This window comes from Intestinibacter sp. (assembly GCF_034113885.1).
Taxonomy (GTDB): Bacteria; Bacillota; Clostridia; order Peptostreptococcales; family Peptostreptococcaceae; genus Intestinibacter.
In genome coordinates this window covers 1-11706 of sequence record NZ_JAXEWM010000233.1, presented here as the reverse complement: position 1 = coordinate 11706, position 11706 = coordinate 1, and the positions used below count along the sequence as shown (strand labels likewise).

At 29.6% G+C, this 11706-nt stretch carries 16 protein-coding genes; 8 read left to right on the top strand and 8 right to left on the bottom strand.

All coding sequences use genetic code 11. From position 1 onward, the window contains the following. Positions 1–477: PucR family transcriptional regulator (locus SPD90_RS14105; protein WP_320925649.1), on the top strand; the 477-nt coding region annotated here is incomplete at its 5' end. Between the two features lie 15 nt (positions 478–492). Beyond that, complete coding sequence (locus tag SPD90_RS14100) at positions 493–2046, top strand: PucR family transcriptional regulator (protein WP_320925648.1); 1554 nt, start codon at positions 493–495, stop codon at positions 2044–2046. 73 nt (positions 2047–2119) lie between these two features. On the opposite strand, the gene SPD90_RS14095 is transcribed toward SPD90_RS14100, so the two are convergent. The 6 genes from SPD90_RS14095 to SPD90_RS14070 form a co-directional block, all read right to left on the bottom strand. Next, on the bottom strand, positions 2120–3106 hold the full coding sequence (locus SPD90_RS14095) for a sugar-binding transcriptional regulator (RefSeq protein WP_320925647.1): 987 nt from the start codon (positions 3104–3106) through the stop codon (positions 2120–2122). A gap of 605 nt (positions 3107–3711) precedes the next feature. After that, positions 3712–4236: a YjbQ family protein gene (locus SPD90_RS14090; protein ID WP_320624615.1), complete on the bottom strand. Its 525-nt coding sequence runs from the start codon at positions 4234–4236 to the stop codon at positions 3712–3714. Position 4237: 1 nt separating this feature from the next. Further along, on the bottom strand, positions 4238–4933 hold the full coding sequence (locus tag SPD90_RS14085; protein WP_320624616.1) for a triose-phosphate isomerase: 696 nt from the start codon (positions 4931–4933) through the stop codon (positions 4238–4240). A gap of 76 nt (positions 4934–5009) precedes the next feature. Continuing rightward, on the bottom strand, positions 5010–5858 hold the full coding sequence (locus SPD90_RS14080) for a class II fructose-bisphosphate aldolase (protein ID WP_320624617.1): 849 nt from the start codon (positions 5856–5858) through the stop codon (positions 5010–5012). A 248-nt stretch (positions 5859–6106) separates the two neighbouring features. Beyond that, positions 6107–6565, bottom strand: a complete 459-nt coding sequence (locus SPD90_RS14075) for a hypothetical protein (RefSeq protein ID WP_320925646.1) — start codon at positions 6563–6565, stop codon at positions 6107–6109. Positions 6566–6613: 48 nt separating this feature from the next. Next, positions 6614–6799 carry a helix-turn-helix transcriptional regulator gene (locus tag SPD90_RS14070; RefSeq protein WP_320925645.1) on the bottom strand — a complete coding sequence of 62 codons (186 nt, stop codon included), beginning with the start codon at positions 6797–6799 and terminating at the stop codon, positions 6614–6616. A 135-nt stretch (positions 6800–6934) separates the two neighbouring features. Between SPD90_RS14070 and SPD90_RS14065 the strand changes: the two genes are divergently transcribed. After that, on the top strand, positions 6935–7279 hold the full coding sequence (locus SPD90_RS14065) for a helix-turn-helix domain-containing protein (RefSeq protein ID WP_320925644.1): 345 nt from the start codon (positions 6935–6937) through the stop codon (positions 7277–7279). A gap of 131 nt (positions 7280–7410) precedes the next feature. Here the strand turns inward: SPD90_RS14065 and SPD90_RS14060 are convergent, their stop codons facing one another. Further along, complete coding sequence (locus SPD90_RS14060) at positions 7411–7599, bottom strand: helix-turn-helix transcriptional regulator (protein WP_320925643.1); 189 nt, start codon at positions 7597–7599, stop codon at positions 7411–7413. A 168-nt stretch (positions 7600–7767) separates the two neighbouring features. On the opposite strand from SPD90_RS14060, the gene SPD90_RS14055 reads away from it, so the two are divergent. The 5 genes from SPD90_RS14055 (at position 7768) to SPD90_RS14035 (ending at position 10667) form a co-directional block, all read left to right on the top strand. Further along, complete coding sequence (locus SPD90_RS14055) at positions 7768–8403, top strand: hypothetical protein (protein ID WP_320925642.1); 636 nt, start codon at positions 7768–7770, stop codon at positions 8401–8403. Between the two features lie 55 nt (positions 8404–8458). After that, positions 8459–8896 carry an HD domain-containing protein gene (locus tag SPD90_RS14050; protein ID WP_320925641.1) on the top strand — a complete coding sequence of 146 codons (438 nt, stop codon included), beginning with the start codon at positions 8459–8461 and terminating at the stop codon, positions 8894–8896. Positions 8897–8999: 103 nt separating this feature from the next. Continuing rightward, positions 9000–9413: a large conductance mechanosensitive channel protein MscL gene (gene mscL, locus SPD90_RS14045; protein WP_320925640.1), complete on the top strand. Its 414-nt coding sequence runs from the start codon at positions 9000–9002 to the stop codon at positions 9411–9413. A 292-nt stretch (positions 9414–9705) separates the two neighbouring features. After that, a complete protein-coding gene (locus SPD90_RS14040) occupies positions 9706–10029 on the top strand; it encodes a hypothetical protein (protein WP_320925639.1) in 324 nt (107 codons plus the stop codon). A 119-nt stretch (positions 10030–10148) separates the two neighbouring features. After that, the gene (locus tag SPD90_RS14035) at positions 10149–10667 is read left to right on the top strand and encodes an RtcB family protein (protein WP_320925638.1); all 519 of its coding nucleotides are present in this window, start codon (positions 10149–10151) and stop codon (positions 10665–10667) included. Between the two features lie 168 nt (positions 10668–10835). On the opposite strand, the gene SPD90_RS14030 is transcribed toward SPD90_RS14035, so the two are convergent. Beyond that, a partial coding sequence (locus SPD90_RS14030; protein ID WP_320925637.1) for an aldo/keto reductase occupies positions 10836–11706 on the bottom strand: 871 nt, incomplete at its 5' end.

The window sequence follows — 11706 nt, the reverse complement described above, 5'->3', positions numbered from 1 at the left end:
AAAGATTATACATTATGCGTAGGTGTTAGCAAGCTATTTAAAGGTATTTCAAATATAAGAAATGCTTACTTTGAGTCATTATCAGCTATAAACTTTGGAAACCATATAAATCCTTATGAACAAAATCGTCCTATTATATATCATTATGACGATTATATTTTACACGACCTAATATACGATTTTGTTGCAAAGCAAAAGCTTCATTATATATTTGATTCAACAATTATGAATCTTTTAAAAGAAAATAACCAGGATTTAATAACTACAATAAGATATTACCTTGATTTAAATGGAAATTTAAATTTGATATCTGAAAAATTAAAAATTCACTACAACACATTAAAATATAGAATAGAAAAATTAAAAAATAAATACTCTATCGACTTAAAAAATTCTGATACTCTTATAAAACTAAGGCTTTCATTAGTCGCTTTAGAAATATCAGAAAAATACAATCTCGATTTTGAAAATAAATAGAAAGGAGGACTTATTTTGTCTGCAACTTTTAATGAAATATCAGCAAAATTATCTTCAAAAAATCCTTTGGTAATAATGGCAAAAAATATAAATATCTCCAACTATTATTATATAGAAAATGACTTCGATAATCTTAATTCATATAGCCTTTATATATGTAAATTGTCTAATTTTCCGAAAGATTTTTCTCCAGATAAAATTATAAATTTGTTAATTATTGTCGATGTGGATAATGAATGCGATTTATTCAAATTAAAAAACTGTAATATTTTAATGTTAGAACAGAATAAAATAAGCCTATACAGATTATTAGAAGACTTACAGGCTGTAATAAATGTAAAAGCTAATATTATAGCTTCTTCTAATAATATTATCTCTGCGATTTCAAAAAATGGAAGTATTGATACTTTAATAGATATAATATATGAATACTTAAAAAACCCAATAATAATGACAAATGCTGCTAATTATCTATGTGCTTGTAATACTGGAGACAGTAAAATAAATGATAGTATTTGGGAAAATTATATAATAAATAATTATCCCGATCCCAATTATTTAGATAAAATTTATTACGACATTAAATTTTTACAATCTATATCTAAAGAAAACAATCCCCATATTATAGATTATTTAGATATAATGGACCATAGGATTCTTTTATGCCCTATAAAAATCAATAATTTAGATATGGCTTATTTATATATACTAGAATCAAATAAACCTTTTAATAGAGATGATATAAAGCTTGTTAATACTCTAAAAAAATTATTAGCACCAGCAATAATAAATGATCCTCGTTTTAGCTATTGTAATAATTGTCAGCTTGATTCTATATTTTATTATTTATTATCATCATATAATGTTAAACCTTATTTTTTAGAAAAAACATGTGAGATTTTAAATTTAGATTTGCACTCTAATTTCTTTTTAATCAATATTAATTTTATTGATAAAGATACTACTTCTAGTGATTTAAAAAATTTATACGATTTAATAAAGTCATTATTTTATAATCAGCTTGTTTTTATATACGAAAAACAAATATGTGTATTATATATTACTCAGGATAAAAAATATCCAAATAACTCAAAAATAGAGTCTGAGCATTTTTTAGATTTATGTAAAAGATACAAATTAGTTGTAGGAATCAGCGATATTTTCTTTAATTTACATAATACAAAATTAGCATATGAACAGACATTAAAGGCTATAGATTTCTCTAATGATTCAGATTCTAAAAAGCCTATATTTTATTATTCTGATTTTATGCTGACTAATCTCGTTTATAGCTTTTTAACAAATAAAAATACTAACAATATAGTAGATTTAAATTTTATAGAGTTTTTAAATTCAGCTAGTGAAGAATATGTGCAAACACTTAAAGCTTTTATAAACAACAACGGAAATATAAAAAAAGCTGCAGATGAACTTCATATCCACTACAACACATTAAAATACCGCTTAAATAAAATAAATGCTCTTTATGGTATGGATTTGGATAATTTAAATTATATTATAAGACTTAAACTCTCTTATATTGCTTTGGATTTTATTTCAAATACATAATAAAATAAATTCAAAAATCAAAGGTTGCCGACAAATTTAATTTTTGCGACAACCTTTTTAAATTTCACACTTATTATTTACTATGCTTATTATCGACCTCTGCTATCATAACAGCGTTGGCAGTTTCCTCATCGATAACCAAAACATTTATATATCCGCCTCGAAGCGCACCGAGTACAGCCTGAGATTTTTCAACCCCAGATAAACAGCCGATGCGAACTGGTATAGTCTTCAAAATATCTAATTCAATCCCTATTATTCTTCCTGTAGTCACAGTTTCAACTGGATTTCCCTCGATATCTATGCCATACCCACAAATATCTGTAACTGCATCGTCGTTTTTTAGCATCTCCATTTCCTCATCAGTCAGATATCCAGAGTTATATATAGATGATTGAGGCGTGTGGTTTCCTATTCCTAGAATTGCGATATCAGTTTTTTTCATTTTTGAAAAATGCTCCTTTATAGGTGGCTCTTGCATCAACAATTGCTTTATTTCTTTATTTTGAACTATAAAAGGCGCATTTAAAATATATCCTGTTCCATTAAAATTTGACGAAAAGGCTTGAAGTATATGTTGACCGTCAGCATCACGTAGCTTAGAATTGACACCTCCTAATAACTGGATTACATCTATATCGTATTTACGATCCACAGTAAAATTTTTAACTATCTCGTATACTGTAGACCCCCAGTTTATCCCAATCAAAATATCGTCCTTTAAGATACTTCCCAAATACTCCCCAGCCTCTACTGCTACCCTTCTTCTTAGCTGTTCTGATGTTCCTCCATTTGGAACTACTATCGCTTTTTTTAGATTAAACATCTGTTCAAGCTGAGATGCTGTATAAACTCTCTTGCCAGTTGGTTTTTTTATCCTAAATTCCACGATTCCCTTTTCTACACATATTTTAAGAAGGCGCGAAATATTTGTTCTAGATTGATGAGTTATATCTGCTATTTGCTGTTGAGATAAACCCTTTAGATAGTATAACTCAGCTATATAAATCAGCATATCCTCATAATTTTCCGATTTATTAGATAAATTATTTTGTGCCATAAAAATTTACTCCTTACAATAATTAATAATCTGTTTAAAATTATAGCATAACTTTTCCCTAAAATAAAAATATACTAAACAAAATAGTTTTTTTAATCACATCTATCTCTAGCGAAGCTACTACTCTATCCTCTGCCATTGTAAATATGTTTAATAACTTTGTGAACAATTATAGTTCTAAATATGTATCTATGTAAAATAAATAATATAAAATTTATTCATTATAATAACTCTACAAATCTATTTTTTATCATATACTGGGTAATATAAAGATCTCTCGTCGCTAATTCCATAAATAATTCCTTTATTCGATTAAATTCTTTATATTTCCTACTTATAAATAAAAATTTAAACCATGTTAAATAATTATTTAAATATTTTGTCGCAACAAAATTTTTTTCATACATATGTCACAAAATCCTTAAACATATTTACAATGGTTCTAGATCGAGTATATATTGAATAAAACTTATAGTATTTCATCACTTCTTGTTTTTATCTATTACACACAGATTATCCATAATTTCAAATTAATATAAAGTTCCTATAAATAAAAAGTGAGCTCCGCTCCAGAACTCACTTTTTTCAAAATACAGGGTGTAGTATTATTCTTCTCCTATTATGATTATTTTACATTTTCTTTGTCTTGAACGAGTACGATCAAAGTCAACAAAGTAAATATATCCTGTTGTACCAACACCTAATTTTCCATCAGCTACTTCAAAAGTTTCACTAGAACCTAGTATAGTTGATTTTAAGTGAGCGTCACAGTTAAATAATTGAGTTCTATCTCCTCCTGGAAGATAAACTTCAGCATCTGGCCAAGATTCAACTGCTTCGTAGTGTTTTTCACCTGGGTAAGTGTATTGACCGTAATCAGTTTGATTTGGGATTATTTTTTCAAGAACGTTGTTTAAGTCAACTTGTAGGAATTCATCTCCACTTTCTGTATAGTCATGAACGAATTCTTCAAAGAATACTGAACAAGTTGTATGTGCAGTTAAAACTGTACATATACCTTCTTTTACGCCACTTTTAGCTATTGCTTCTTTAACTTGTGGTGTTATATCAAAATAACTTGGAGTTTTTCCATGTGAAGTAAGTACTATTTGTTCTTTATATAATTTCATATTATTTACCTGCCTTTTCGTTTTGTAATTTTATAACTGCATCTGCCCATTCTTGGATTCTACCTGCTGGACTTGGAGCTTTTAATATTCCGCTAGTTGCTCCTGTTCCGTCAGCACCTAATTTTAATATATGATAAACATCATCTGCTGTAGATACGCCTGAAGCTATCATAACTAATACATCTGGGTTTGCTTCGTGAAGTTTTTCTATTGTTTCTACCATGTAGCTGTCGTCTGCTACTGTACCTGTTCCGATTAATTCTGTTGGTTCAGCTAATAATATTTCTGGGTTTAATTTAGATATAGCAACTGCTTCTGCAACTGAGTCTGCACATGCTATTACTATTATTCCTAATTCTTTAGCTCTATTTATAGTTGCTGATAATTGGCTTATTGTCATAGCGTGTTCTGCATGATTTAGGAAAACTGCTTCTGCTCCAGCTTCTTTTAAAGATTCCCCTAAAACATGTCCCATTCCACGACCTGGAGTTAAAGGATCCATATGTTGAGCTGTAACTATTATGTTTTCTGTGTTTTCTTTTATGTAACGAATATCAGCAAATGGGCAAGTAAAGTATATTTGGATTCCTGTTTCTTTTGCTACTTTATCTGCTGCTTTAGCTAATTCTAAGCTTTTTTCTCCATATAAATATGATTTTGGATTTACTACTAAAAATGGTGTTTGAGCCTTTGCCATTTCTATACCCCCTTGATTTTTTTGTTAATTTCTATTTTTATTTATCGATATTTTAGTTTACTTACATTTATAATTCTTATTTATTGTTGAATTTTTTAGTTTCAAATACTTCATAGTAATGTTCTAAGCAGTCCATCATTCCTTGTTTCATAGCTGCTTTTATTTCATGGTAGTTTTTGCAGTCTGATTCTTGAACTTTTTTGTGAGCTGCAACACATAAGTCAGTGTAGATGTTTACCTTGCTTATTCCGTTTGTTGCACATTTATTTAAGTTTTCATCTCCTGAAGAAGAACCACCATGTAAAACTAATGGAGTATCTATTGTAGCTGCGATTTCTTTTAATCTATCGAAATCTATAACTGGTGTTGCTTGAGATTTGTATGAACCATGAGCAGTTCCTATAGATATTGCTAATGAGTCAACTCCTGTAGCTTCAACAAATGCTTTAGCTTCTGCTGCTGTTGTGTATATGTTATCGTTGCTGTCTTTGTCATCGTATTCTTCCCCTTGACCAACATGTCCTATTTCAGCTTCTACAACTACTCCTCTTAAATGAGCATAGTCAACGATTTCTTTTGTTCTTTTTACGTTTTCTTCAAAGCTGTATGAAGATGCATCTATCATAACTGATCTAAATCCGAAGTCTATAGCTTGGAATATTCTTTCTTTAGTTGTTCCATGGTCTAAATGTAGAACTACTGGGACTTTAGCTTTTTCAGCATAGTATTTTCCGATTTCTAGTCCATCTTCAAATGGAAGTAAAGTTTCATGTGCTTGAGCAAATTCCAATATTAGTGGAAGTCCTAATTTTTCTGCAACTTCTACGTGTGCTGCTGCTGAAAGAGCATCTATGTAGTTTGCTGCTGGTATTGCGAAATTATTTTTTTGTGCGATTTTGTAAAGTTCTTTTGAAGTAACGATCATTTTTTTAACCCCTTTCAAGTATATAAAATTTATATTATTGTCATTTGACAGTTTTTTTATTTTTATTGTCATTTGTTTATACTTATATAATAGCATATTTTGGATTTTTTGCAATAATATTTTTAAAGAACATTTGTAAAAGTGTTGAAAGTTGAGTTTTTGCAATAAAAAAAGCCCCTTACTTTTTTAGTAAAAGGCTATTTTTGTTATTCATTTAATAATTTATTGTTTTTGTTTTCAAGCTAAAACTATAGTCTTTTTGATGTTCTCTTATACTTCCCTTCACTGTTCTTTTCCAAGTACCCTCTTTTTTCAAGAACTTTAGCATATCCGTTTTTTTCAATTGATGTAAATGCATCTTCAAATTTATCTGCTACTTCTCTATCTGACATATATTTACTCTTTCTATCAATTTCATCTATAACTAATCTACCATAGCATTTTCTTTCAACAGGTACTGATGCAGACTCACAAGCATAAACTAATTCATCATATGACATATCCTTACTTAGTTCTTTAATCATTTCTTTAAGAGCTTTATTATATCCTGTTTTTTGACTAAGTGTTCCATTCTTACATGCTCTTACTAATTCTTTATAATTCATCCTTTTCCCTTTTTCATATGCTTGTCTTGATTCCTCTTGACTTTTTCTAGCTGCATCCATAGCACCCCTTGCAATTCCACCTAATGCATCAAAAATTCCCATATAAAATCCCTCCTTATTTTATATTTATTAAATATATTTTTAAATTTACTATTGCCCAAATATATCCTCAATCTTCAAGCCAAAATACCTAGAAATCCTAAGCGCCAATTCCAAGCTAGGCTCCCTCTTGCCCAGCTCGATCATCCCATAATAACTAGTTGTAATACCCACGGCCTCTGCAACTTCCCTCTGTTTCAAGTTCTTTTTAATCCTAAGTTCTTTCAAATTATTCATCTATTTCTCTCCCTCAATCAACAATTCGTTGTTATCTACAATTATAATTCAACTTTAAGTTGTTATCAATATTTTTTCATTTTAATTTACAACTATATGTTGTAATATTATAATAGATAGAAAGGAGTGATTTTTGTGAGTAATTTATCAGATAGACTTAAAACTTTAAGAACTGAAAAGGGCATTAAGCAAAAGGATGTTGCTAATATTTTAGGAATAACTACAAGTGCTTATGGATTTTATGAGCAGGGAAAGAGAACTCCAACTATTGAGGTTTTACTTTCTTTGTCCAAATATTACAAGGTTTCACTGGACTGGCTAATATCTGGCTCCGATAATTTTGGAGACAAGATCGTTATTAGCGACGACAGCGAAAAATTTTTTATTGAAAAATATAGAAAATTAAACAATCTAGATAAAATTAAAATCGAAGGTATGGTCGATTTAAAGCTTGTAGAAAGCTCAGAAAATCACTGTTAAATTAAACATTGTTTCTACAATAGCTCTAGATTAAAAATTTTTAATTTCTATAATAAATAGAAAAGACACAATGAGTATCTTTTCTATTTTATTTTTATTCTTATTTCCTACTGAGAAATATATTTTATTTTTTATAAATCCACAAAAATCTCCTCTACAGAAGTATCGAAAAATCTAGCTAAATCCATCGCCAACGAAAGACTTGGCTTTCTAACTCCCAACTCTATCATCCCATAATAACTAGTCGTAATCCCAACAGCCCTCGCCACAGCCTTTTGTGTTAAATTATTTTGTGCTCTCAATTCTTTCAATCTATTCATTTTGCTTCCTCCTTAAATTTTATTAATTTCATTTTATATGTCAAAAACTAGCAGTTGTAATTTGCGTTTTCATCTATACAAATTTTCAATAATTACCCACTTGGGTTATATCTATCTAAATCAGATATCAATATAATGAAATTAAAATACACTAGGAGGGGAAAGACTATGAAATTATTCAAAAATCTAACTTTATGTATATGTATAATCTTAAGCATCTCACTAATAGGATGTTCAAGCAAGACAACTGTTCAAAGTAGCAGTAGCACTAAAGTAACAGAAAACAAAAAAACAGATGAAAAATCTGAGGATCAAGAATCATTTACATGCACAATGTGCGAGCAAAAATACCCTATATCTGAAAAGAGAAGTATAAAAAATGTAGCAGGTGCAGTAGTTGCAGTTGGTTGTAAATCTTGTATTGCAAAGCTTCCACAAGATGCTGATGATTCAGGAGATACTCCAAGCAATTCTAATAGCTCTACAAAAAAATCATCTACGAAGCAAACTACAACAAAAAAATCATCTACATTTACATGCACAATGTGCAACAAAAAATACCCTATATCTGAAAAGAGAAGTATAAAAAATGTAGCAGGTGCAGTAGTTGCAGTTGGTTGTAAATCTTGTATTGCAAAACTTCCACAAGATGCTGACGATTCAGGAGATACTCCAAGCAAAAAATACGAATGCGGAATTTGTGGTGGAGATTCAAGATATTGCGACTGTTGTAGAGAATGTGGAAATACAGCAGAAGATTGCATATGCTATGACTCAGAAGTCCAAGGCGGAGAAGATTTCTAAGCTTATTACCTCCCTGTTATGATATAATAAATTCAAAAAGCAGGGAGGTTTTCAAATGCTATCATATAACGAACAACTACAATTTGCGCTAGAACTAGCTATAAAAAAGCACAAAAATCAAAAGGATAAATCAGGCAGACCATACATACTACATCCACTTCACGTCATGGAAACTGTAAAAACAGACGACGCCAAAATAGTGGCAATTTTACACGATATAATAGAAGATACAGATGTAACTAAAGAGGATCTACTAAATGCAGGACTTTCAAAGCACATAGTAGATGCAATAGTAATGCTTACAAGATCAGACGATATAGATTACATGGATTATGTCAAAAAAGTGAGCTCGAATCCTCTGGCAAAAGAAGTAAAATTAGCCGATTTACAAAACAACATGGATCTAAGAAGGCTTTCTACTTTAACAGAAAGGGATTTAGATAGAAATAGAAAATATCAAATAGCCTACCATTATTTAATAAATACCAAATAGCTACAAAATATTTACAAAACTGACAATAATTTGTCACAAAATCGAATTTAATGGTATAATTATCTGTAAATAAATTTTAAAATATTAATGGAGGATGAATCTTATGTCAAAATTCTTAAATGAATTTAAAGAATTTGCTCTTAGAGGAAATGTCCTAGACTTAGCTGTCGGTGTTATTATAGGGGGCGCATTCCAAGGTGTAGTTAATTCTTTAGTTCAAGATATAATATCTCCTATAATAGGGCTATTTGCTAATCAAGATTTCAGCAACTTAGTAATAAATATTGGAGATGTTCAAATTAAATACGGATCTTTTATTACAGCAATTATAAACTTTATAATTATGGCATTTGTTATATTCTTAATAGTTAAAAGTATGAATAAACTTGCCAGCCTTGGAAAACATGAAGAAGTTGCAACTGAAGCAGAACCTACTACAAAAGTATGTCCTTACTGCTGTAGCGAAATACCAATAAGCGCTACTCGTTGCCCAAATTGTACTTCTGAACTAAAATAATAAAATAATTAGTAAACTGCTAAAAAAAACAACTTTATTATTCAGCATTTTAGCAGTTTACATTTAATCAAAAGTAACCATATTCTAATTTCTTTTCTTACTTTTACATTTACCTCAATAATTCACAAAATCAAATGAGTTTAACTCTATAATAAAATCTTTATTTTTAAAAATAAATTAATATAGTACACATAAAGTATAAAGTGCGATACACTTTTCTATGTGTTATAATAAAATAAATAGGGATTTTTTTATATATTTTTAGTTTTATAAGGAAAAAGGGGGATTAAAAATGGATTATAATTATTCGAATAATCATGAAGATAATTTTCAAGATGAATCAGCTGAAATAATCGGCTATTGCGGAGTTTGTGATTGTGAAATAAAAACAAACGACCCATATTATCATTATTATGAATATGATATGATATGCCCTAAATGTGCACAAGATGATTCTATAGCACAATGTGAAAAATGCCATACATACTTTAGAATTGAAGATTTGATAAAATACGAATGTGATGGAAAAGTTCGTTACTTCTGCGAAGAACATGATCCAAAAGACGTGAATGCAATTGATTTTTCTGATGAAGCTTCTTCATCTGAACAAATCTAACAGGTAAATATTATTTGAGGAGGTATTTTCCACCAGTAACTTTATTTATTCCTTAAAACTCTACTGTTTTCAGTAAAAATTTAGTTAAAAAAATGACAATATAAAAGGAGCGATGAATAATGTTTACATTAAATGGAAAATACACAAATGCAGTTGTCTACACAGATATATGTGAGCAACAGGCTATATCTCAAGATATTTTAGACTTTTTAAAAATAGAAGTTGTAGAGCAATTCGACACTATTCATAATTATATAGAAAGCACAGATGATTGTATCATAATAAGAAAGGGCTCTATCTCTGCTAAAAAAGGTGAAAAATTAGCTATTCCACTTAATATGAAGGAAGGCGTTATAATCGCCCTTGGAAAAGGCAACGACAATTGGAATCAATCAGCGCCTCATGGAGCTGGGCGTCTACTATCTAGAAGTGAAGCAAAAGAACTTCTTTCAATGGACGACTTCAAAGATGATATGGACGGTATAAATACTTGGTCTGTATGCGAGGAAACATTAGACGAATCACCTCAAGCCTATAAACCTGCTGATTTGATTATTGAACAAGTTAAAGAAACTGTAGATATTTTATATATCGCAAAACCTGTTTATAACTTTAAATCTAAAATGATCAGAAAATAATATATTGTACAAATACAGTACTAAAAGGCGAATTTTTGTATTCGTCTTTTTTTATTAACTTTTCATATACATATTCCTTTCCTGTCCATTGTAAATATATTTAACAACTTTGTGATGTACTGTAAACCACTATCACAAAGTTGTTAAATATAAATTAATTGATTCATTTTATTTTCCAAATAGTTTAGCTGCTTCTTTCATTTTACCTATAATATCTACACCAAATGGGCAATTGTCCATACACAAACCACATTCTATACATTCAGATGCATGATGAGCCAGTAATTCATAATGATTTTTTACTGTTTCTGCTAATTCGTCTTGAATAGACGCTAAATCAAGATATTTATTTACATATGCTACATCTATTTTCACTGAACAAGGTGCACAGTGACCACAGTACATACATTGACCCGTAAATGCACTTTTCGGAGCATCGGCTAAAATTTTTGCGTAGTCTTTTTCTTCATCAGTTGCCTTTTCATAATAAACAGAAGATAAAATTTCGTCTACATTTGAAGCTCCTATTGCTACAGTTGCAACTGCTGGTCTTGTTAAGCAATAATGAAGACATTTGACAGGTGTAAGTGCTTTTTTAAATGGAGATTGCTTTTCATTTAATAGTACACCTGCTCCAAAAGCCTTCATTACAGTTAAGGCTACACCTTCGTTTTCACATATACGATATAATTTTTCTCTTTTTGGTTCAATTCCTTGGTAAATTCTATCCTTATATGTATCCTCTTCAAATAAAATATCTACATCCTCACTAGCTGGCAACATATCGTATGCTGCGTTTATGCTAAATAATATTACATCTATTATTCCTATTTTTACGGCTCTTAGCGCTATATCTGGATTATGAGTTGATATTCCTAGATGCTTTATTATTCCCTTTGATTGTAGTTCTTTTGCGTATTCTATAATTTCTCCGTAAAATACACTATCGAAATCTTTATCATCATCTATATAGTGAATCATTCCTACATCTACGTAATCTAATTGCATTCTATCTAAAAAATCTTTATAAGCTTCTTTT